We start from the raw sequence: 21218 nt of genomic DNA, 5'->3' as shown, positions 1-21218 counted from the left end.
CTCGCGCTCGCCGGGCAAGAAGACCAGGATATCGCCCGCCGCATTACCCTGCCACAGCTCGTCCACACCATCGGCAATGGCCTCGTTCAGACCATAGTCGCGGCTTTCTTCAAACGGGCGGTAGCGCTGCTCCACCGGAAAGGTACGGCCAGACACCATGATGACCGGAGCCGGGCCCTTGGCGCTTTCAAAGTGTTTGGCAAACCGGTCCGCATCAATCGTGGCCGACGTGACGATGACCTTCAGGTCCGGCCGGCGCGGCAGGATCTGGCGGATGTAGCCCAGCAGAAAGTCGATGTTGAGGCTGCGCTCGTGCGCCTCGTCGATGATGATGGTGTCGTAGTTTTTCAGCAGCGGGTCGGTCTGCGTCTCGGCCAGCAAGATGCCGTCAGTCATGAGCTTGACGGAGGCATCGCGGGAGAGCCGGTCCTGGAACCGCACCTTGAAGCCCACCACATCGCCCAGCGGCGTGTTCAGCTCTTCGGCAATGCGCTTGGCCACGCTGCTGGCCGCAATGCGGCGTGGCTGGGTATGGCCAATCAGCTGCCCTTTCTGTCCCGGCTTGGCATTGCACTTGCCACGGCCCAGCGCTAGCGCAATCTTGGGCAGCTGCGTGGTCTTGCCCGACCCCGTTTCACCGCACACGATGATCACCTGGTGCTTGGTGATGGCCTCCATGATCTCGTCGCGCTTGCCCGACACCGGCAACGACTCGGGGAACGTGATGCGCAGCGGCGCTGGCGGCGCGACGGGTGCAGATACGGGTGCTGGAGCAGGAACGCGGGACGACGCAGGCAAACGCGGATCAGAAGAAGACATAGGCCCGCATTATCGATAGCAGCACCCTGCCCCCTGCGCTGCATCTGTGCTTTTGGTACGACATTTCGCTGCGTTTTCAGCGCTTTTCGTTGCCAAAGCCCGCCAGCGCCGCCAAAATCGCGCCCATTCTTCGCAAGCCCCTGTTCAGCGCCACCCTCGGCGCACGGCCCGAACGAACCCCTGGAGGTCCCCGACATGTCTGCCCTTTACGCCGCACCCGTCTGACCACAGTCCACCGCCCCGGCTGGACTGTGCACACACAGTTCAGCCATGGCAAATGCACCCGCGCACTCTTTCACGTGCTCCGCAAGCCCTGGCTCCATCGCCGGGGTTTTTTGTTTGTGGAGTACGTGCACACCATGAGTGCCAAAAAACTGTCTCGGGCCTTCGCCCAGGGTGAAATCAAGAAGCTGCGTCGCATGAAGCAGCCCCTGGTGCTGAAGCTCGAAGCCTCGGGCCCGCCCCGAAACCCTGTGGCCGCAGCGCTGGCCCAACGCAGCCTGTCCAGCGCGGCAGGCAAGCACATCCGAACCCGTGGGGCCCAGCGCCGTGCGGACAACGTCGCCCTGCGCAAGGCAATCCAGAGCCCCTTTTTGAACGATTGACATGAATCCCTTCAACAACCCACTGCCGCCACACCAGCGGCATCCCACCCCGCATCCTGCGCTGGCCGGTGCGCCAACGCTGGCAGCGCATCCATCCCCGATGCAGTCAGCGCACCCTGTGCGTGCCCAGGCCACCGCGCCCATCACGCCAGTTGCCAGCAGCGCAGAGCTGGCCCAGCGCCAGCAGGCTTTGGCCCACGCGGCGTTGCAACTGAAAGCCGAGCTGTTCGGCATCGACGACGTGATCGACCGCGTGATCAATGCCATCCGCGCCTGGTACGTGCTGCCGCAGCTCATCACCCGGCCGGTCATCGTCTGCCTGTGGGGCCTGACAGGTACAGGCAAGACGCAGCTCACGCGGCGGCTGGCCCAGCTGCTGGGCTTTTACGACCGGTTTGTGGAAGTGCAGATGGACGGCTTCAGCCACGGTGCGAGCTACCGCAGCTCGTCCATCTCAGGCATGCTGGGCGACTCGGGCATTCACGAGGGCATGCCGGGCATCCTGGTGCTGGACGAGTTCCAGCGCTTTCGCACGGTGGATACCAAGGGCGCCGACGTGAAGGTGGAGCGCTACCAGGACGTGTGGACGCTGCTTTCCGACGGGCGCCTGCCACCGGCACTCAGCGCACTGTCTAACATCGAGCGCAAGCTGGCCGATGCGCACTACGAGGCTGAGCGCGCCGAAGATGGCGACGACGACCGCGCAGGCAAGAAGCCCTACCGCTTTCAGCTGGACGCCTGGGATGCGCAAGAACTCAAGCGCATGCTGAAGCTGCAAGAGCCGCTGTCCGCCATCATGCAGTGGCCGCCCGCCAAGGTGCAGGCGCTATTTGCCAGCTTTCAGCAGTCCAGCCATGCGTGGGAGACCGACTACAGCAAGCTGCTTGTGTTTGTGTGCGGCAATCTCGACGAGATGTACCACGAGACCGCACAGCGTGTGGAAGACTGCGACACCGATGCGGACATCTTTCACCGCCTGACGCGCAAGCTGTCGCTCATCGATGTGAAAAAGGCGCTGGGCGATCGCTTCAAGCCCGAGCAGATCGCGCGGCTGGGCAATGAACATGTGGTCTACCCGTCGTTCAGCAAGGCGACGTATGAGCGCCTCATCCATAACCTGTGCACACGCTATGTGGACGACATCGCCGCGCAATGCGGCGTGAGGTTTGCCATCGGGCAGGATGTGCTGAGCGAGTTGTATGCCAACGCGGTGTTTCCTGCGCAGGGCACGCGGCCACTGTTCTCGTCGGTGCATGCGATCCTGAGCGCCAACCTGGTCAACGCGGCGTTGTGGGTGGTGCAGGAGCAGCTCTCAATGGACCAGGAGTTCGCCATTCACCTGGCGCCCGACAAGCGCCACCTGCTGGTGTCGGGCCAGGGGCCGGAGGGCGCAGTGCAGGCCGCGTTTGCGGTGACGCTGGAGCTGAACCGGCTCAAGCAACGTGCCAATGCAGACTTTCGGGCCCTGCTGGCGGTGCACGAGGCAGGCCACGGCCTGGCGTACTGCGTGTTGTTCGGCCACGCTCCGCAAGAGGTGAAGATCAACATTGCCTCGTTCGAGGGCGGCTACAACAGCTTCTCCAGCCTCAAGGCCACTACGCGCCAGAACGCGCTCGACATGATGTGCGTAGGCCTGGCAGGCCGCGTGGCAGAGGAGCTGGTGTTTGGCGAAATGGCCTGCACCACCGGGGCCGAGCAGGACTTCAAGCAGGTGACGGCCGAGGCAGCGCGCTACATCCGCCACCATGGCTTTGGCGCGCGGATGGCCCGCACCGATGTCACCGTGGAGATGGACAACCATGTCAACACCGACATCGGCCCGAGCAACGAGGCCATCGAGGCGCTGATCCAGCAGCAATACCAGCGCGCCCAGGCGCTGCTGACCACGCACCACGAGGCACTGGGGCGCACGGTGGACGCCTTGCTGGAACACGGCACCACCGCCCCTGCGGAGATGGTCGCGCTGCTCCAGGGCTGCGGCATTGCGCTGGCGCCCCCCTCGGATGCCGCAGGCACCCTGCCCGAAGAAGGCCTCGTGCTGGAGCCCTTTGGTGCCAAACTCAGCGCGTTTCGCGCGCGCTGGGCAGTATCCGCAGCGCCCCAGCTGGCGTAACACCCAGCACGAAGGACCAAGGATCAACATGGCCAGCGGGTTTTCCGAGTTCGGTGACGGGCTGCACTACGCCGAGCACATCTCGGTGCCGATGCGCCTCTTTGTGGGCGCCATTGCGCTGGGCATGTTCCTGATTCCTGTTCCCTTTGTGATGCACGCCACGGCCCGGACCCCGTGGCTGCACCTGCTGTTGGCCGCCGCGTGTGTGATGGCGGCCTGCGCCATGGGCGCGCTGTTTTTGGCGATTGCTCTGGGGCGGGTGCTGACGCTACATTTCGACCCGGCCAGGCGCCAGGTGCGGCGCACCTCGCGCTGGCCGCTGGTGGGCCGCACTGTGCACATTGCGTTTGATCGCTTTGCACCACCAGAGGTGGTGGAACGCACCTCTGAAGACGGCCCCTACCATGTGCTGCGCCTGACAGTGCATGGCGAGCGCCCCATGCACCTGGGCGGGTTTGACCGGCGGGAAGATGCCGAACGCTGGCGCAGCCGCATCGCGGCGCTGTTCGTCGGTCACCCTGGCTGAGCGTGCAAATCCCTGCACCCGGTCGCTAAGGACACTTATCATTCGCTCCTCGCGCATTACCACCACTGCCCCACACACCCTCCTCCATGTCCGCCGTCTTCAATTTCACCTTCGTCCCCTGGTTCCGCTCGGTGGCGCCCTACATCCACAAGTTCCGCAACCAGACGTTTGTGATCGGGCTGACGGGTGAGGCGATTGCAGCCGGCAAGCTGCACAGCATTGCGCAAGACCTGGCACTGATCCAGGCCATGGGCGTGAAGATCGTGCTGGTGCACGGTTTTCGCCCGCAGGTGAACGAGCAGCTGGCAGCCAAGGGGCATGCGGCCAAGTATTCGCATGGCATCCGCATCACTGACTCTGTGGCGCTCGATTGCGCGCAGGAGGCCGCCGGGCAGCTGCGTTATGAGATCGAGGCCGCGTTCAGCCAGGGCCTGCCCAACACGCCGATGGCGGGCGCCACGGTGCGCGTGATCTCGGGCAACTTCCTCACGGCGCGCCCCGTGGGCATTGTGGATGGGGTGGATTTTCAGCACTCGGGCCTGGTGCGCAAGGTGGACGTGGCCGGCATTCAGCGCACGCTGGACATGGGCGCACTGGTGCTGCTGTCGCCGTTTGGCTTCTCGCCCACGGGCGAGGCCTTCAACCTGAGCATGGAAGAAGTGGCCACCAGCGTGGCCATCGAGCTGCGGGCCGACAAGCTGATCTTTCTCACCGAGGTGCAGGGCATCCGCATGTCGCCCACCGAGCCCGAGAGCGACGACAACCCCATCGACACCGAGCTGCCGCTGGCCGCCGCGCAGGCGCTGCTGGCGCAGCTGCCACCCGCCCAGCAACCGACTGACACGGGCTTTTACCTGCAGCACTGCGTGAAAGCATGCAAGGCCGGCGTGGAGCGCAGCCACATCCTGCCGTTTGCGGTGGATGGCTCGCTGCTGCTGGAGGTCTATGTGCACGACGGCATCGGCACCATGGTCATCGACGAAAAGCTCGAAGAGCTGCGCGAGGCCACGATTGACGATGTGGGCGGCATCCTGCAGCTGATCGAGCCCTTCGAGAAGGACGGCACGCTGGTCAAACGCGACCGCACCGAGATCGAGCGCGACATCGCCACCTACACCATCATTGAGCACGACGGCGTGATCTTTGGCTGCGCGGCGCTCTACCCCTACCCCGAGGCCAAGACCGCCGAGATGGCCGCGGTGACGGTATCGCCCCAAAGCCAGGGCACGGGCGACGGCGAAAAGCTGCTCAAGCGCATCGAGCAGCGCGCGCGCCTGCTGGGGCTGGACAGCATCTTCGTGCTGACCACCCGCACCATGCACTGGTTCATCAAGCGCGGCTTCTCGCCCGTGGACCCGGACTGGCTGCCCGACGCACGCAAGCGCAAGTACAACTGGGACCGCAAGAGCCAGGTGCTGGTCAAGAAGCTCTAAGAACGGGTGAACGTCTCACGCGCCGCCGCCACGGCCCGCGCCACCTGCGCAATCGCCGCGTCCCGCTGCTCGCCTGACCCCGTGGAGCGCGTGAGGTAACAGGTCACCAGCACCGGCGCGCCGCCGTCCTGCGGCCACAACACGCCAATGTCGTTGGCCGTGCCGCTGTCACCCGCCGTGCCCGTCTTGTCGCCCACCTTCCAGCCCGGCACACCGGCGCGCAGGCGCTTATCGCCCGTGCTCGTCTCCACCAGCCAGCGCTGCAGCCAGGCGCGGGAGGTGGGGCTGAGCGCATTGCCCAGCACCAGTTTGTGCATGGTCTGCAGCATGGCCAGCGGCGTGGTGGTGTCGCGCGGGTCGCCCACGGCAGCCTCATTCAGCGTGGGCTCGGTGCGGTCCAACCGCGTGACCTCGTCACCCAGCGAACGCACGAACGCGGTGAACCCGGCCGGCCCGCCATGGCGGGCCAGCAGCACATTGGCGGCGGTGTTGTCGCTCAGGCTGACGGTGGCCGCGCACAGCTCACCCACCGTCAGCCCACCGCCATCGCCCGCGCGCGGGCCGCTGACGGGCGAGTAGGCCACCACGTCATTGCTGGCATAGCGCACCCGGTTGTCGAGGTGCTCCTTGCCGTGGTCCACCAGTGCCAGCATCCAGCCTGCCAACACCAGCTTGAAGGTACTGGCCATCGCAAAACGCTCATCCTGTCGCCAGCCCAACGCCAGGCCCGAACCGGTATCGAGCATGGCTACCCCCAGGCGGCCCTGGGCGTCCCGCTCGATACCGGCCAGCGCCTCGTTCCACTGACGGGCAGCAGCGTGTTGGCGGTCCGACACCCGGCTTGTGCCTGCGCACCCCCACAGCGGCAGGGCTGCTGCAGCGGCGATAAACCCCAAGGAAAACTGTCGTCTTTGCATGGAAAAATTCGAAGAAAGTTCAGTGAAGGTCTGAACAATAAGGGGGCTTTGCTGAAAGCACCATCGACCATAATTGCGATCAAACCCAAGAAAAACTTTTGCCTGCCATGCACCTGCCGCTCAACGCCCTGCGCGCCTTTGAGGCAGCTGCACGCCACTCGAACCTCACGCGCGCAGCACAGGAGCTGCACGTGACCCAGACCGCCGTGAGCCAGCACATCCGCAAGCTGGAGGACAGGCTGGGCAAACCGCTGTTCAGGCGCCTGCCACGCGGCCTGGCGCTGACAGACGAAGGCCAGGCCCTGCTGCCGGTGGTTGTGGAATCGTTTGGCAACCTGCAGCGCGCACTGGAGAAGCTGGGCGACACCCGGCCGCGCGAGGTGCTGACCGTGGGCGCCGTGGGCACGTTTGCGGTGGGCTGGCTGCTGCCCCGGCTGCGCGACTTTCAGCAGGCCTGCCCCTTTGTGGACCTGCGTCTGCTCACGCACAACAACCGGGTGGACATGGCGGGCGAAGGGCTGGACTACGCCATTCGCTTTGGCGACGGCGCCTGGCACGGCACGCAGGCCGACCGCATCATGGATGCACCCATGTCCGTGATGTGCTCGCCCGCCTTGGCCCACGGCGTGCGCACAGCGGCCGACCTGGTGCGCCAGCCTTTGCTGCGCAGCTATCGCACCGACGAATGGACGGCCTGGTTCGAGGCCGCAGGAGCGCCCTGCCCCGTGGTGCGCGGCGCGGTGTTCGACTCATCCCTGACGCTGGCCGAAGCCGCAGCGCAAGGTGCAGGCATGGCCTTGTTGCCGGTCAAGATGTTCATGCGCGAACTACAGCAAGGCCGTCTGGTGCAGCCCTTTGCACAAGAGCTGCACCGGGGCGCCTACTGGCTGACCCGGTTGCAATCGCGCACCACCACAGGGGCCATGACTGCGTTCCGGGACTGGCTGATGTCGCAGGCCAGCGTCACGGCAGGTGCGAGTGCAGAGGCTGAAGAAATTGGATGATTTTGATCGGAAGCGCTAGTGAATCATGCGTCAGAAGCTATCAATAGCATAGCATTCGCACATCGTGATGCAATGGGGTGCGGCGGTGTCAAAACCCCATCGCCGGCACCTCCACCCCGTCCACCTGCCCCGCATCCAGAAACTGCTGGCCATAGCGCAGGTACACCCCTTCGCGCACAAACACCTCGAACAGGTCGGGGTCGATGTGCCCGTTGTCCCGCATCCTGCACATGATGGCCAGCGCCTGCGACAGGGTCATGCCACTCTTGTAGGGCCTGTCTGCGGCCGTCAGCGCCTCAAAGATGTCGGCAATGCCCATCATGCGGGCCTGCAGCGACATCTGCTGGCGCGTGAGGCCACGCGGATAGCCCTTGCCATCCATGCGCTCGTGGTGGCCGCCAGCGTATTCGGGCACGTTTTGGAGGTGGCGCGGCCAGGGCAGCGTCTCCAGCATCTTGATAGTGGCGACGATGTGGTAATTGATGGTGTCGCGCTCGGCCTGATTCAGCGTGCCGGAGCGGATGGTGAGGTTCTCCACTTCCTCGGCCGTCAAAAAGCTCGTCTGCACACCCTGCGGGTTGCGCCAGTGGCGCATGGCGGCAATATCGCGCACACGCTGCTGGTCTTCGGGGCGCATGGCCTCGGTGCCGGTGTTGCTGCGGCGCAGAAACTCGCGGTCTTCCTCGAGCGCATGGATCTCGTGCTGCAGTGCCTGCAGCTCCTGGCCTTCAGCCCGCGCGTCCACCACCGGACGCAGCGCCAGCTGGCGGCGCAGCGCGGCCAGTTCGGCATCGCGCTTGAGCACCTCAAACCGCGTATCCACCAGGCCGATACGGTCGTAGATGGTCTGCAGCTTGGTGGCCTTGTCCACCACGTGCACAGGCGTGGTGATCTTGCCACAGTCGTGCAGCAGGCCCGCCATCTTGAGCTCGTAGCGGTCACGGTCGCTCATCTTGAACGCTGCCAACGGCCCCTCGCGGGTGGCATCCACGGCCTCGGCCAGCATCATCGTGAGGGCGGGCACGCGCTGGCAGTGGCCGCCGGTGTAGGGCGACTTTTCATCGATGGCCAGATTGATCAGGTTCACGAAAGACTCGAACAGGCGCTCCAGCTGCGTGATGAGCAACCGGTTGGTCAGCGCAATGGCCGCCTGCGAGGCCAGCGACTCGGCCAGGCTCTGGTCGGCTTGCGAGAAGGTGATCACATCCCCCGTCTCGGGGTCGCGCGCGTTGATCAGCTGCAACACGCCGATGAGTTCGAGGTCGTGGTTCTTCATCGGCACCGTCAGGAACGACTGCGACCGGTAGCCCGTGCGCACGTCAAACGCGCGCGTGCCAGAAAAATCAAACCCCGCTGCGCTGTACGCGTCAGCAATGTTCACCGTACGGTCATGGATGGCAGAGTGAGCCGCCACCAGCGAATCATTGGGCGCCCCGTCAGCATTGCGCAGCGGCAGCACAGGCAGGTCGATGGGCTTGCCCGTAGTTCCCCCCAGGCTGATGCCCAGCGAATCCGTGCGCAATATCTCGAACTTGAGTGCTGATCGGTCCTCCGTCACGCTGTAGAGCGTGCCCCCGTCGGCACCGGTGATGGTCTTGGCGGCCTCAAGGATGTTCTCCAGCAGCCGGTCGATGTCCCGCTCGCGCGAGAGCGCGGCGCCGATGCCGTTGAGCTGCTCCAGCCGACGGAACAGATTGAGAGTGGATTCCTTGCTCATGCGACCACCTTGCAAGCAGCGTTGGTAACCCCGCATCGTAACGAAAGGTGACGGCTATCATCACCCTTCCTGTTTCAAAAACGCCCATTCCGTGGACTCGGTCACACCCCGCTTTCTCACCGCCGCGCTCTACCAGTTTGTGGACCTGCCGGACTTTGCCGCGCTGCGCGAGCCCCTGCAGTCCCTGTGCGATACGAACGGCGTGCGCGGCATGCTGCTGCTGGCGCCCGAGGGCATCAACGGCACCATCGCGGGCGAACCGCAGGGCGTCCACACCGTGCTGGCCTGGCTGCGCAGCGATGCGCGTTTCGCGGCCCTGCAGCACAAGGAGGCGCTGGCCGAGCGCATGCCGTTCTATCGCATGCGCGTGCGCCTCAAGCGCGAGATCGTCACCCTGGGCGTGCCGGGCCTGAACCCCGCCCGCAATGCGGGCACCTATGTCAAGCCCGAGGACTGGAACACTCTCATCGACGACCCCGGCGTGGTCGTGGTGGACACGCGCAACGACTATGAGGTGGGCATCGGCACCTTCGAGCGTGCGATCAATCCGCACACCAAGAGTTTTGCGGAGTTTCCTGCCTGGGTGGCCGAGCAATCGCAGCCCGGCGGCGTGCTGGCCGACAAACCGCGTGTGGCCATGTTCTGCACCGGCGGTATCCGCTGCGAAAAATCCACCGCCTTCCTCAAGTCTCAAGGCTTTGACGAGGTGTACCACCTGGAAGGCGGCATCCTCAAGTACCTGGAAACCGTGCCCGAGAACTCCAGCCGCTGGCATGGCGACTGCTTCGTGTTCGACGAGCGCGTGTCCGTGGGCCATGGCCTCGCGCCGGGCCATCACCAGCTGTGCCGCTCCTGCCGCATGCCGCTGGGCGAAGCCGAGTTGCAATCACCGCACTACGTGCCCGGTGTGAGCTGCCCGTATTGCCACGGCACCCGCACACCCGAGCAGGAACGCGCCCTGGCCGAGCGCGAGCGGCAGATGCAGCTGGCACGGCAGCGGGGGCAAGAACACATCGGCGCGCAGCAACCTGGCCGCCCGGCACGCACTGTGGCCAGACACGCGGAGGACGACGGCGTGGATGGCACAACATGACCGCCCTGCCCGTCCTGTACTCGTTCCGCCGCTGCCCCTATGCCATGCGCGCCCGCCTGGCCCTGGCCGTGAGCGGCCAGGTTTGCGAACTGCGCGAGGTGGTGCTCAAAAGCAAGCCCCAGGGGTTGCTGCAGGCATCGCCCAAGGGCACGGTGCCCGTGCTGGTGTTGCCCAGCAGCCAGGTGCTGGAGCAGAGCCTGGACATCATGCTGTGGGCGCTGCGACAACACGACCCGGAAGGCTGGCTCACCCCCAGCCATGGCAGCCTGGAAGACATGCTCGCGCTGATTGCGGAATGCGATGGCCCGTTCAAGCAGACGCTGGACCGGTGCAAGTACCCCAGCAGATACCCGGACGCTGACATGGACGCGGAACGCGCCCAAGCCGTGGCCTGGTTGGTTGCGCTGGAGGCGCGTCTCTCACCAGATCAGCCTAACCTGTTCGGCACACACGCGGCCCTTGCCGACATGGCGATTGCTCCTTTTGTGCGGCAGTTTGCAGGCATTGATGCCGATTGGTGGACCACACAGCCGTGGCCTCACTTGCGAGCCTGGCTGGCGCAATGGCAGGCCAGTCCGCTGTTTGGCCAGGTGATGCCCAAACTGCCCGCATGGGTTGACGGTACGCAAGGTGTATCGTTCCCGCATGGCACCGCAATGCCAGACTGACGCTGCCGTCTGAGACCCGCTTGAGATTGGTGCTTTGGGGCCCATCTCCTCTACAACACACCACGCTCCGTGACGCTAGAGGTTGCCATGGAGCAACCCCTCTTCGCTTCATGCACAGCACAGCCTCCTCAGGGCTTTACCGCGCTGAGCCATCCCCAAGCCAACCCATCGACCCTGTAGCCCCTGCATGAAAATCATCGATGAAATGTTGAACCTGGACCTGCTCACCCACGAGCAGCACCTGCAAATCAGTGCATGGATCGCACGCTCCTCCTCGCCTGAAGAGATATTGCAAATGCCTGCGCCACTGTGGCAGGCCGTAGAACGCGCCAGCCAGACCATGGGCATCAACGAGGACCTTCTGCGTCCGCCATCGCTGGACGCAGGGGACGTGGTGCTTGGATAGCCAACCTTGTGCGCTTTCATGCAACCAGGTGGGACTGCGCTCGGAGCAGGAACACCGGCGCTGGCAGCCCTTCCCATAGCGAAAAAGGCGCTCCCTGGAGCGCCTTTTTCATGCAAGTCCATGCCTCACAGGCATCATGCCATCGAATAACCAGAGCCTCGCTTGTTGCCCCCCTTCAATGCCCGCACCAGCACAGCCAGCAGCACCAAGCCAAACCCCACGAAGCAGATGAACGACCAGTTGGCAATCGAGCCACCCAGGAAGGTCCAGTCGATCGCAGTGCAATCGCCCGAGCCCCGGAAGATCATGGGGATGGCGCGGCTGATGGGGTAGTTTTCGATCATGCCGTAGAAGTCGCGACCGCAGGTAGCGATCTCCGGCGGGTACCACTGCAGCCAGCTCTGACGAGCCGCCACAAAGGCGCCAAACCCGGCAGTGATCACGGCCAGCACCGCCCAGGTCATCCACCAGCCCCGATGGCCTCGCGCACTCGCCAGGGCCGTGAATACAGCAACACCAATCAGCGCGTAGCGCTGCACGATACACATGGGGCAAGGCTCCAGGCCCACCACATGCTGCAGGTACATGCCAAAAGCCAGCATCGCCACGCAAGCCACGCTGATCAGGGCCAGCACGCGGCGCGGGGCCTGATCAATCCAGTTCAACACCATCATCCTTATCCCTCATCCAACAGTAGCCGCCCAGGGCATTGCCCCTGAAACCGTCACAACCCAAACGCGCGGACGGCCAGCGAGGGCCGTCCCGCAGCAAGGGCCGTCGTCCACCCACAGGGGGAAGATGCGAAGCGGCTCAGAGGGAAGTCAAATTCCAGCGGCGTGATCCAGAAAAACGCGGGCGCGGCGCGGTGTCACCACCAGCGTTTCGCCCTCCTTGAAACCCATTTCCTTGAACTGCTGCGCAGGGATCTGCGCTTCGATCAGGGGGTCTGGGGACGCATCATTGTCCGCTGGTTTGTGATCACCCGAGGGAATAAGTTCCAGCCGCGCAATCGGCCCCACCACAATGGCGCGGCTCAGTTGGGCCACGATGCCACGGGGGCGGCCTTCGGCGTCCAGGCCCGCGCCCGGGGAGTAACGCTCCACGTCCAAGTCGTGCGGACGCACATAGGCAAAGGCCTTGGCGTTCTGCGCAGCCTGGTGCTCGGGCGAGTCGATCTGCATGCCATCCAGGTGCACCAGGCCCTCGTGAGCACGCCCATGGAACAGGTTCACATCGCCCAGGAAGCCATACACAAACGGGCTGGCGGGCTGGTCCCATACCTGCTGGGGCGAGCCACTCTGTTCGATGCGGCCCTGGTTGATCACCACCACACGGTCCGCCACTTCCAGGGCTTCTTCCTGGTCGTGGGTCACGAAGATCGAGGTGACATGCAATTCGTCGTGCAGGCGGCGCAGCCAGCGGCGCAGTTCCTTGCGCACCTTGGCGTCCAGCGCGCCGAAGGGCTCGTCGAGCAACAGCACCTTGGGCTCCACCGCAAGGGCACGGGCCAGCGCAATGCGCTGACGTTGGCCGCCCGACAGTTGAGAAGGGTACCGCTCGGCCAGCCAGTCGAGCTGCACCAGCTTGAGCAGGTCCATCACCTTTTGCTTGATCTGCGCTTCGCTCGGGCGCTCGCTGCGGGGCTTCACGCGCAGGCCGAAGGCCACGTTCTCGAACACCGTCATGTGGCGGAACAATGCATAGTGCTGGAAAACGAAGCCCACGTTGCGTTCGCGCACATGCACGTCGGTGGTGTCTTCGCCGCTAAAGTGGATGGTGCCCACGTCGGCCGTCTCCAGGCCCGCGATGATGCGCAGCAGCGTGGTCTTGCCACAGCCCGAGGGGCCGAGCAGCGCAATGAGTTCGCCCGAGGCAATGTCCAGGCTCACATCGCGCAGGGCCTGGAAGGCTCCAAACTGCTTGCTGACGTTACGGATTTCGATGCTCATGTTCTGTTTCCTTTACACGCCAGCGGGCGCGGGGCGCTCGGGCGGCAATTCGGCGGCGGCCTTCAGGGCTTGTTCGTTGCGGTGTTCGGCAATCGTCTTGATGACCAGCGTGACCAGGGCCAGCAAAGCCAGCAGCGAGGCTGCGGCAAACGCAGCCACCGACTGGTATTCGTTGTAGAGAATTTCGACATGCAGCGGGATGGTGTTGGTCTGCCCACGGATGTGGCCCGACACCACCGACACCGCGCCAAACTCGCCCATGGCCCGCGCATTGCACAGGATCACGCCGTACAGCAGGCCCCACTTGATGTTGGGCAGGGTCACGTACCAGAAGGTCTGCCAGCCGGTAGCACCCAGCACGATGGCGGCCTGCTCCTCGTCGTTGCCCTGGGCCTGCATCAGCGGGATCAGCTCGCGGGCGATGAACGGGAAGGTGACGAACACAGTGGCCAGCACAATGCCGGGCACGGCGAAGATGATCTTGATGTCGTGCGCCTGCAGCCACGGTCCAAACCAGCCTTGCGCGCCAAACATCAGCACATAGATCAGACCCGCCACCACGGGCGACACCGAGAACGGCAAGTCCACCAGCGTGGTCAAAAATGCCTTGCCCTTGAACTCGTACTTGGCAATGCACCAAGCGGCGGCCACGCCAAACACCAGGTTCAGCGGCACGGCAATCAGCGCGGTGATCAGCGTGAGCTTGATGGCCGACCAGGCATCGGGCTCACGCAGGCCCTCCAGGTAAGCGCTAAAGCCCTTGCGCAGCGCTTCGGCAAACACGGCGGCCAGCGGCAGCACCAGGAACAGCAGCATGAAGGCCAGGGCAATGCCGATAAGTGTCCAGCGCACCCAGGGCGCTTCGGTCGTGCCCGCTTGGGCGCGGCGAATGGTTCGGGAGTTGTTGCCGCTCATGCTGGGGCCCCCGCGTGGCGACGCTGCCAGGCTTGCAGCGCGTTGATGACCAACAGCAAGATGAATGAGATCACCAGCATGACGACGGCCACTGCGGTAGCACCTGCATAGTCGTACTGCTCCAGCTTGCCAATGATGATCAAAGGCGTGATTTCAGAAACCATGGGCATGTTGCCTGCGATGAAAATGACCGAGCCGTACTCGCCCACCGCCCGCGCAAACGCCATGGCAAAACCGGTGAGCAATGCGGGGGTGATGGAGGGAAGGATCACCTTGGTAAAGGTTTGAAGGCGCGTGGCACCAAGGCAGGTGGCGGCTTCTTCCAGCTCTTTCTCGGCGTCTTCCAGCACAGGCTGCACGGTGCGCACCACAAACGGCAGGCCGATGAAGATCAGTGCAATCACGATGCCTGCGGGCTTGAACGCGAGCTGGATACCCATGGGCTCCAGAATGCTGCCCACCCAGCCATTGCCTGCCAGCAGTGCGGTCAGCGAGATGCCGGCCACAGCGGTGGGCAGCGCAAAAGGCAGGTCCACCAGCGCATCGACGATCTTCTTGCCCGGGAACTTGTAGCGCACCAGCACCCAGGCGATCAGCAGGCCAAACACCAGGTTGACCAGCGCCGCGAGAAACGATGCGCCGAAGGTCAGCCGGTACGAAGCCATCACACGCGGCGCGCTGATGGCGGCCCAGAACTGCTCCCAGGTGAGTGTGAAGGTCTTGAAGATCAGTGCCGACAGCGGGATCAGCACGATGATGCTCAAGTAGAAAAGGGTGTAGCCCAGTGACAGCCCAAAGCCAGGCAGCACGCGCTTGGGCGCGCGCCGTCCGGCCGGGGCTGCGGCCACAGCGTTCGCAGTGGTCATAGATGCAGTGGTGAGTCGGGAAAAGCGCTGGACTTACTTACTTGGCGCCGGGCGTGTACAGCTTGTCAAACTGACCGCCGTCGTTGAAGTGCACCTTCTGCGCTTCGGTCAGCGAGCCGAAGTACTTGGCCACCGTGAACTGCTTGAGCGGTTTGAAGGTGTCGGCGTACTTCTTGAGCACGGCCTCCGAACGGGGGCGAATGGCGTGCTTGGCAGCGATCTCCTGGGCTTCATCCGAATACAGATAGTCGAGGTAAGCCTTGGCCAGCTGCGCCGTACCCTTCTTGGCCACTGTGCGCTCGACCACAGCCACGGGGTTCTCGGCCACCACACTCACCGAGGGGTAGATGGCATCGACCTTGCCCGCGCCGAACTCGCGGTCGATGGAGACCACCTCGGATTCGAAGGTGATCAGCACATCGCCCTGGTTGCGCTGCAGGAAGGTGGCGGTGGCATCGCGGCCACCCTTGGCCAGAATGGGCACGTTTTTGTAGAGCTTGCCCACGAATTCTGCGGCCTGCGCCTCCGTGCCACCCTTTTCACGTACGGCGCCCCAGGCGGCCAGATAGGCATAACGACCGTTGCCGCCCGTCTTGGGGTTGACCACGATCACCTGCACGCCGGGCTTGATGAGGTCTTCCCAGTCCTTGATGTTCTTGGGGTTGCCGTTGCGCACCAGGAACAGCATGGTCGAGGTGGTGGGCGATGCGTCGTGCGGAAACTTCTTGGCCCAGTCCTTGGCGACTACGCCGTTGTCAGCCAGAAACTGCACGTCGGTCGTTGTGTTCATCGTGACCACATCAGCCGCCAGGCCGTCATTTACGGCCCGTGCCTGAGCGCTGGAGCCAGCGTGCGACTGGTCGATCTTCACGTCCTGGCCGGTGGTCTTCTTGTAGTGCGCGGCGAAGGCGGCGTTGTAGTCCTTGTAGAACTCGCGGGCCACGTCATACGACACGTTGAGCAGCGAATTTTGAGCGGCAGCCATGCCGCTCGCGGCCAGGGCCAGAGAGGCCAGGAGGGTCTTGAGTTTCAGAGAAGTCATGGTGTGGTCGCCCAAAAATTGCTGGAGATTCCGCATTGTGCGGACCACCCCTTAAAACTCAAAAGAATATATTCTTGTTAATTAATCGAAAATTGGCATATGAACTCCTCGCAGGGCGTGCTGATGCCATGACTTCGAACCCCGCACCAGCTGCCCGGGCCCAGCATTTAGAGCCCTAAGGGCTTCAAGCGCTAGTCAGACATGCACCGATAGCTATCAATTAGATAGCAATCAGGCGGCGGCCGGAGAAACGTGCGAGTAACCAGTCGCTGGCTGGACGGTGCCGTGGTCGCCCTCCAGAGACTGCAGCAACGCCCAACCCAAAGGCCATTCACCGTGGCCCGAGTCGATGTTGATATGCCCTGCGTTCTGCATGCGCACAAACTCGCTGCCCCAGGCCCGCGCATAGGCACCCGCCAGGCGAATGGGGCAAAAAGGGTCGTTGCTGCTGGCCACCACGATGCTGCGGTAAGGCAGCAGGGCGTAGGGCACAGGGGCAAAGTCGCTCAGGATGGCGCGGCGCTCGGGGTCGGCCGGTGCCACCAGCAACGCACCACACACCTTGGCCGCAGCCTCCGGGCCCATGTGCGTAGTGGCAATACAACCAAGGCTGTGCGCCACGATCACCACGGGCTGGGGCGCAGCCAACACTGTCTTTTCCAGCTGGCTCACCCAGGCCGAACGGGTGGGCGTGATCCAGTCGTCCTGCACCACGCGACGGGCATGCGGCAGGCGCTCAGCCCACAGGCTCTGCCAGTGGCCGGGGCCCGAGTCACGCCAGCCGGGGACGATGATGATGGAAGTGGTGGTGGTCACAGAGCAGGCATTCTGCAGTCCATGCTTTAAAACCAAAACAACTTAATTTTTCTTACTTAATCGCCAAATCATCTAACACTGAGCACTTAGAACAGCCTCGGAAAACACCGACTATCGAGTGAATAACTTAAACCAAACGGTTTATTTATTTACCAGAGCGTACAATGTAACCAAATGCAAACACTTTGCCGTGGCACTCCCGCTTATGGGGCCGCCAATGCTTGTGGTTTGTATTGGCAACTTTGTCCCAAGACATCTTCAAGAGGCACTTTCAATGCACACATGGAAAATCAGCCAGCGCCTGATGGCGGGCTTCGGCCTGGTCATCGTGGCTTTGTTAGGAATGTCGGTCTACAGCGTGCTCATTGCACGGGGCATCGATGGCGCGTTGACCGCCAACGCCACGCAAAACGCAGTCATCCAGCGCGTTGCCATCAACTTCCGAGGCTCGGCGCATGACCGCTCCATCGCAGTGCGCGACGTGGTGCTGGCGCCGAATGACGATGCGCGCAAGAAAGAAATTGAGTCCATCGCACGACTGGCCGACTTTTATGCCAAGTCCGCCACACAACTCGACAACGTGCTGAAAACCGCCAAGGAGGTCCCACCCGAAGTGGGCCCCATGGTGCAGGCCCTCAAGGACATAGAGGCACGCACGGTGGCCACCACCGGCAAGGTGGTCGCACTGACGCAGGCCGGTGACCGCGCGGGCGCCGAAGCCCTGCTCTGGGCGGAGGCCAAACCCCAGTACGAGCAATGGCTGGCCGCTGCCAACAAACTCATTGACTACGAAGAAGGCCGCATCATCAAGAACAGCCAGGCGGCCAACCAGGACGCCAGCCAATTTACCGGCGTGATGCTCTCCATCACCCTGCTGGCCGTTCTGATCAGCGTGGCGGTGACGGTGCTGGTGTCACGCAGCATTGGCCGCGAACTGGGGGCCGAGCCCAACGAAGTGCGCGCCGTGGTGCAGGCCATCCAGCAAGGCAACCTGACGGCACATGTGCAGGTCAAGGCGGGCGACACCGGCAGCGTGATGGTGGCTGTGCGCGACATGCAGCAGCGCTTTCATGAGCTGGTGTCGGCCGTGCGCGACAACATTGCGCAACTGCGCACCACCAGCGACGACATCAGCAGCGGCAACCAGAACCTGGGACACCGCACCGAGCAAGCCGCCAGCAGCCTGGAGCAAACCGCGGCCAGCATGGAAGAGCTGACTGCCACCGTGCGCCAAAGCGCCGACTCGGCCCGCCAGGCCAACGCCCTAGCCACCACCGCCGCCAGCACCGCCACCAAGGGCGGCGAAGTGATGCAGCAGGTGGTGAGTACCATGCAGGACATCCACCACAGCAGCCAGAAGATCGCCGACATCATCGGCGTGATCGATGGCATTGCGTTCCAGACCAACATCCTGGCGCTGAACGCTGCCGTGGAAGCCGCTCGCGCAGGCGAACAAGGGCGCGGCTTTGCGGTGGTGGCCACCGAGGTGCGCAGCCTGGCGCAACGCAGCGCCGAGGCCGCCAAGGAGATCAAGGCGCTGATCCAGTCCAGCGTCGAAAAGGTGGACTCGGGCACCCAGCTGGTAGCCAATGCCGGCGACACCATGAACGAGATCGTGCAAGGCGTTCAGCGCGTGAACGGCATCATTGGAGAGATCAGCACCGCCGCTGCCGAGCAGAGCGACGGCATCTCGCAGGTCAACGTGGCCGTGACCCAGCTGGACCAGATGACACAGCAAAACGGCGCGCTGGTGGGCGAAAGCACCGCTGCCGCAGAAAACCTGCGCCAGCAGGCCCAGCGCCTGGCGGAGCTGGTGGCCGTGTTCCAGGTCAGTGGCAGTGCCACAGCGGGCATGGGCAACCCCGCCCCGCGCGCAATGGCATCCCCCCAGGGCAATGCCCTGCCAGCCTCCAGCGTGCGCCGCCTCGCGCGCTGAAGCTGCAGTGCGGACGACGGTTCCGCAGAGTTGCGGTGTGATGAGGCGCTGAAAAAATTCAGGATTTTTTCGGCTCCTCTCAACCCCATTCGCCCGCGCCATTCGTTTCACCCAGCACCACCACTTTTTTGATGGAGCTGCCATGAAACACCGTTCTCTCACCTTCCCCGCCCTCGCGACACTGGCCGCGCTGCTGGGTATGAGCCATCTACCTGCCCATGGCATTGGCCGCCTGGCCGATGTCACCATCGTGGACCGCGACACTGGCGCCACGCTGCCAGTGCACTACGCCCAAGGCGAATACTGGGTGGCCGGCCGCCCGGGCGCTCGGTATGCCATCAATGTGCGCAACCGGCTGGGCGAGCGGGTACTGGCCGTTCCTTCGGTGGACGGGGTCAACGTGCTCAGCGGCGAAACCGCTGCGTGGGACCAGGGCGGGTATGTGTTCTCGCCCTATGAGCGTTACCAGATCACCGGCTGGCGCAAGAGCAATAGCGAAGTCGCTGCGTTCGAGTTCTCGCACATTACCAACTCGTATGCCGCCCGCACGGGCCGCCCCGCTCACGTGGGCGTGATTGGCGTGGCGCTGTTCCGCGAACAGCCACCGGTGCCCTCGCCCGCCGTCGTCCCCGAGCCATACCGCCAGCGCCGTGATGGCAGCAACGGGATGGCCAACAGCCGGGGGCGCTTGCGCGAAGAGCCGGCGCCTGCGCTACCCTCGGCACAGTCGGCACCCGCACCGGCCGCCGCCGCGCCGTCGCCAGCGTCAGAGGCCGAGTCCTCGGCGCGCTCGATGTCTGCCGACAGTGCGGCCAAGGCGGCGCCTATCCCGTCGGCCAAGCTGGGAACGGCGCACGGCCAGCGCGAGACATCCGTTGTGTCGCACACCACTTTCACCCGGCTGCAACTCCGCCCTAACGAAATCATCAGCATCCGCTATGACAGCCGCGAAAACCTGATGGCTGCGGGCGTGATCCGCGAGCCCATCGCGCGGCCCCCTGTGCCCCGCGCGTTTCCACAGTCCGACAACCTGTCGTACGTTCCCGACCCGAGGTAGGCCTTGAGAGCATCTACCAGTACGCTGCCGCTGGTGCACGCGGGCCTCGCATAATCCGCGGGTGCCATCCGCCCCGCCCCACGACGATGCCGACGAGACGCTGATGCTGCGTTACGCCAGCGGCGACCTGGGTGCGTTCGACCAGCTCTACGCCCGGCACGAGCTGGCAGTGTGGCGGTTTGTGTTTCGCAGCGTGAAGGTGCAGGCCGTGGCCGACGACCTGCTGCAGGACGTGTGGTTTGCGGTGGCGCGCAACGCTGCCCGCTACGAGGTCAAGGCCAGGTTCCGCACCTGGCTGTTCACCTTGGCACACCACCGGCTGGTGGACCACCTGCGTACCGCCAAGCACCATGCCAGCCTGGATGCCAGCGACGACGATGCGCGCAGCCTGGCAGATACGCTGGTGGCGGACTCGGGCTTCGGGCCCGTGCGCCAGCTGCAGTCGCGCGAGCAGGCCGCCGCGCTCATCGCCGCCGTGGAGCAGTTGCCGCCAGAGCAGCGCGAGGCCTTTTTGTTGCAAGCCGAGGGAGACCTGAGCGTGCAAGAGATTGCCGAGGCCACCGGCGTGAACTTTGAAACCGCCAAAAGCCGCCTGCGCTACGCGCGGACCAGCCTGCGCCAGCACCTCAAGGAGTTTGTATGACCCGGCAGGATGACGAACTGGTCCGGCGCTACCAAGAGGCCAGCGAACAGGAAGGCGCCCGCCCCGGCGCGCATGTGCGCGATGCCGTGCGTGCGCACGCACAGATGGTGGCAGCGGCTGCGGCATCAGCCACCCCGGCAGCAGCCCCTGCCGCCAACCAGACCCACTGGAAGGTTTCGGCCCTGGCCACCTTGGCCGTGGTGGGGCTGACTGGCTTGCTGATGCTGCAGTTTGAGCGCGGCACGCCCGAAGAGCGGGACACCGCTTTCAGCCACCGCCGGACCGAGTCGCCTGCGCAGGCTCCTACGCCCCCGGCCCCTGCGGCCACACCAACGCTCCAGCCACCGGCAGAACCCCCATCGGTCACTCCGCCTGCACCGGAAAGCGCGCAGAAAAGTACGCGGAACAGCACCGGCCCGTCGGCCGACGCCATGCCCCCCAAGCCCGCCACGGTAGCCCCCCGCGCGGAATCCGGTGCCGAAAGGCGCGAGCGCGCATCAGTCTCCACTGCACCAGCCCTTCAAGAAACCGCTCCGGCTGCCCCCACCGCAGCAGCTGCACCAGCCACCCGCGCCCCGCTGGCGGACTCTGCAGCGCGCGACCACCAAGCGGCTGCTGCAGCCCCTGCCATGTCAAAAAATCTGGGCGCGGCCTTGCCCGTCACCATCTGGGAGGCCGCCCGCACGGGCCAAC

At 64.3% G+C, this 21218-nt stretch carries 21 protein-coding genes; 12 read left to right on the top strand and 9 right to left on the bottom strand.

The annotated features are described in order from the left end of the window. The coding region (locus ISS20_RS14010) for a DEAD/DEAH box helicase (protein WP_291437554.1) at positions 1-678 on the bottom strand (678 nt) is incomplete at its 3' end. 500 nt (positions 679-1178) lie between these two features. On the opposite strand from ISS20_RS14010, the gene ISS20_RS14005 reads away from it, so the two are divergent. The 4 genes from ISS20_RS14005 to argA all read left to right on the top strand — a co-directional run bounded on the left by ISS20_RS14005 (position 1179) and on the right by argA (position 5496). After that, positions 1179-1424: a hypothetical protein gene (locus ISS20_RS14005; protein WP_060985330.1), complete on the top strand. Its 246-nt coding sequence runs from the start codon at positions 1179-1181 to the stop codon at positions 1422-1424. Between the two features lies 1 nt (position 1425). Beyond that, a complete protein-coding gene (locus tag ISS20_RS14000; protein ID WP_291437548.1) occupies positions 1426-3537 on the top strand; it encodes an AAA family ATPase in 2112 nt (703 codons plus the stop codon). Positions 3538-3565: 28 nt separating this feature from the next. Next, positions 3566-4063, top strand: a complete 498-nt coding sequence (locus ISS20_RS13995; RefSeq protein WP_291437546.1) for a hypothetical protein — start codon at positions 3566-3568, stop codon at positions 4061-4063. Positions 4064-4149: 86 nt separating this feature from the next. Continuing rightward, positions 4150-5496, top strand: a complete 1347-nt coding sequence (gene argA / locus ISS20_RS13990; protein WP_015014347.1) for an amino-acid N-acetyltransferase — start codon at positions 4150-4152, stop codon at positions 5494-5496. On the opposite strand, the gene bla is transcribed toward argA, so the two are convergent. Continuing rightward, positions 5493-6413, bottom strand: a complete 921-nt coding sequence (gene bla, locus ISS20_RS13985; RefSeq protein ID WP_291437545.1) for a class A beta-lactamase — start codon at positions 6411-6413, stop codon at positions 5493-5495. The two genes, argA and bla, sit on opposite strands and share 4 nt — an antisense overlap. Before the next feature lie 107 nt (positions 6414-6520). Between bla and ISS20_RS13980 the strand changes: the two genes are divergently transcribed. Then, entirely contained in the window at positions 6521-7417 is an 897-nt protein-coding gene (locus ISS20_RS13980; protein WP_291437543.1) for a LysR family transcriptional regulator, read from the top strand. Positions 7418-7505: 88 nt separating this feature from the next. Here ISS20_RS13980 and ISS20_RS13975 read toward each other — a convergent pair whose 3' ends face one another. Then, positions 7506-9134 (bottom strand): HD family phosphohydrolase, encoded by a 1629-nt coding sequence (locus tag ISS20_RS13975; RefSeq protein WP_291437541.1) that lies wholly within the window; start codon positions 9132-9134, stop codon positions 7506-7508. Between the two features lie 91 nt (positions 9135-9225). On the opposite strand from ISS20_RS13975, the gene ISS20_RS13970 reads away from it, so the two are divergent. The 3 genes from ISS20_RS13970 to ISS20_RS13960 all read left to right on the top strand — a co-directional run bounded on the left by ISS20_RS13970 (position 9226) and on the right by ISS20_RS13960 (position 11301). After that, positions 9226-10227, top strand: coding sequence for a rhodanese-related sulfurtransferase (locus ISS20_RS13970; RefSeq protein WP_291437539.1), 1002 nt, complete (start codon positions 9226-9228; stop codon positions 10225-10227). Beyond that, a complete protein-coding gene (locus ISS20_RS13965; protein ID WP_291437537.1) occupies positions 10224-10895 on the top strand; it encodes a glutathione S-transferase in 672 nt (223 codons plus the stop codon). Before ISS20_RS13970 ends, ISS20_RS13965 begins: the two co-directional genes overlap by 4 nt. Positions 10896-11082: 187 nt before the next feature. Beyond that, positions 11083-11301: a hypothetical protein gene (locus ISS20_RS13960; protein WP_291437536.1), complete on the top strand. Its 219-nt coding sequence runs from the start codon at positions 11083-11085 to the stop codon at positions 11299-11301. Positions 11302-11435: 134 nt separating this feature from the next. On the opposite strand, the gene ISS20_RS13955 is transcribed toward ISS20_RS13960, so the two are convergent. From ISS20_RS13955 to ISS20_RS13930, 6 genes are all read right to left on the bottom strand, one after another. Then, a complete protein-coding gene (locus ISS20_RS13955; RefSeq protein ID WP_291437534.1) occupies positions 11436-11972 on the bottom strand; it encodes a disulfide bond formation protein B in 537 nt (178 codons plus the stop codon). A 150-nt stretch (positions 11973-12122) separates the two neighbouring features. After that, positions 12123-13250: a sulfate ABC transporter ATP-binding protein gene (locus tag ISS20_RS13950; protein WP_291437532.1), complete on the bottom strand. Its 1128-nt coding sequence runs from the start codon at positions 13248-13250 to the stop codon at positions 12123-12125. Positions 13251-13262: 12 nt separating this feature from the next. Continuing rightward, positions 13263-14165, bottom strand: a complete 903-nt coding sequence (gene cysW / locus ISS20_RS13945) for a sulfate ABC transporter permease subunit CysW (protein ID WP_291437530.1) — start codon at positions 14163-14165, stop codon at positions 13263-13265. Continuing rightward, on the bottom strand, positions 14162-15031 hold the full coding sequence (gene cysT, locus ISS20_RS13940; RefSeq protein WP_291437527.1) for a sulfate ABC transporter permease subunit CysT: 870 nt from the start codon (positions 15029-15031) through the stop codon (positions 14162-14164). The genes cysW and cysT overlap by 4 nt, the downstream gene beginning before the upstream one ends. 37 nt (positions 15032-15068) lie before the next feature. Next, entirely contained in the window at positions 15069-16073 is a 1005-nt protein-coding gene (locus ISS20_RS13935) for a sulfate ABC transporter substrate-binding protein (RefSeq protein ID WP_291437525.1), read from the bottom strand. A 231-nt stretch (positions 16074-16304) separates the two neighbouring features. Next, complete coding sequence (locus ISS20_RS13930; RefSeq protein ID WP_291437524.1) at positions 16305-16889, bottom strand: alpha/beta hydrolase; 585 nt, start codon at positions 16887-16889, stop codon at positions 16305-16307. Positions 16890-17163: 274 nt separating this feature from the next. Here ISS20_RS13930 and ISS20_RS13925 point away from each other — a divergent pair, with 274 nt between their 5' ends. The 4 genes from ISS20_RS13925 to ISS20_RS13910 all read left to right on the top strand — a co-directional run. Beyond that, entirely contained in the window at positions 17164-18825 is a 1662-nt protein-coding gene (locus tag ISS20_RS13925) for a methyl-accepting chemotaxis protein (protein ID WP_291437522.1), read from the top strand. Between the two features lie 142 nt (positions 18826-18967). Further along, on the top strand, positions 18968-19882 hold the full coding sequence (locus tag ISS20_RS13920; RefSeq protein ID WP_291437520.1) for a hypothetical protein: 915 nt from the start codon (positions 18968-18970) through the stop codon (positions 19880-19882). Positions 19883-19985: 103 nt separating this feature from the next. Further along, positions 19986-20525 (top strand): sigma-70 family RNA polymerase sigma factor, encoded by a 540-nt coding sequence (locus tag ISS20_RS13915; protein ID WP_291437552.1) that lies wholly within the window; start codon positions 19986-19988, stop codon positions 20523-20525. After that, positions 20522-21218, top strand: a 697-nt coding sequence (locus ISS20_RS13910; RefSeq protein ID WP_291437518.1) for a hypothetical protein, incomplete at its 3' end; no start/stop codon positions are given. The genes ISS20_RS13915 and ISS20_RS13910, both read left to right, overlap by 4 nt.

The sequence above is a fragment of the Acidovorax sp. genome (genome assembly GCF_016783915.1).
Classification (GTDB): Bacteria; Pseudomonadota; Gammaproteobacteria; order Burkholderiales; family Burkholderiaceae_C; genus Acidovorax.
Note: the sequence above shows the minus strand (reverse complement) of the source record. Positions and strands in the feature narration are given on the sequence as shown.

What these genes read in the sequence shown, in the direction of transcription:
- ISS20_RS14005 (WP_060985330.1), top strand. Translation starts at nt 1,179, where the DNA reads ATGAGTGCCAAAAAACTGTCTCGGGCCTTCGCCCAGGGTGAAATCAAG.
- ISS20_RS14000 (WP_291437548.1), top strand. Translation starts at nt 1,426, where the DNA reads ATGAATCCCTTCAACAACCCACTGCCGCCACACCAGCGGCATCCCACC.
- ISS20_RS13995 (WP_291437546.1), top strand. Translation starts at nt 3,566, where the DNA reads ATGGCCAGCGGGTTTTCCGAGTTCGGTGACGGGCTGCACTACGCCGAG.
- argA (WP_015014347.1), top strand. Translation starts at nt 4,150, where the DNA reads ATGTCCGCCGTCTTCAATTTCACCTTCGTCCCCTGGTTCCGCTCGGTG.
- bla (WP_291437545.1), bottom strand. Translation starts at nt 6,413, where the DNA reads ATGCAAAGACGACAGTTTTCCTTGGGGTTTATCGCCGCTGCAGCAGCC.
- ISS20_RS13980 (WP_291437543.1), top strand. Translation starts at nt 6,521, where the DNA reads ATGCACCTGCCGCTCAACGCCCTGCGCGCCTTTGAGGCAGCTGCACGC.
- ISS20_RS13975 (WP_291437541.1), bottom strand. Translation starts at nt 9,134, where the DNA reads ATGAGCAAGGAATCCACTCTCAATCTGTTCCGTCGGCTGGAGCAGCTC.
- ISS20_RS13965 (WP_291437537.1), top strand. Translation starts at nt 10,224, where the DNA reads ATGACCGCCCTGCCCGTCCTGTACTCGTTCCGCCGCTGCCCCTATGCC.
- ISS20_RS13960 (WP_291437536.1), top strand. Translation starts at nt 11,083, where the DNA reads ATGAAAATCATCGATGAAATGTTGAACCTGGACCTGCTCACCCACGAG.
- ISS20_RS13955 (WP_291437534.1), bottom strand. Translation starts at nt 11,972, where the DNA reads ATGGTGTTGAACTGGATTGATCAGGCCCCGCGCCGCGTGCTGGCCCTG.
- ISS20_RS13950 (WP_291437532.1), bottom strand. Translation starts at nt 13,250, where the DNA reads ATGAGCATCGAAATCCGTAACGTCAGCAAGCAGTTTGGAGCCTTCCAG.
- cysW (WP_291437530.1), bottom strand. Translation starts at nt 14,165, where the DNA reads ATGAGCGGCAACAACTCCCGAACCATTCGCCGCGCCCAAGCGGGCACG.
- cysT (WP_291437527.1), bottom strand. Translation starts at nt 15,031, where the DNA reads ATGACCACTGCGAACGCTGTGGCCGCAGCCCCGGCCGGACGGCGCGCG.
- ISS20_RS13935 (WP_291437525.1), bottom strand. Translation starts at nt 16,073, where the DNA reads ATGACTTCTCTGAAACTCAAGACCCTCCTGGCCTCTCTGGCCCTGGCC.
- ISS20_RS13925 (WP_291437522.1), top strand. Translation starts at nt 17,164, where the DNA reads ATGCACACATGGAAAATCAGCCAGCGCCTGATGGCGGGCTTCGGCCTG.
- ISS20_RS13920 (WP_291437520.1), top strand. Translation starts at nt 18,968, where the DNA reads ATGAAACACCGTTCTCTCACCTTCCCCGCCCTCGCGACACTGGCCGCG.
- ISS20_RS13915 (WP_291437552.1), top strand. Translation starts at nt 19,986, where the DNA reads ATGCTGCGTTACGCCAGCGGCGACCTGGGTGCGTTCGACCAGCTCTAC.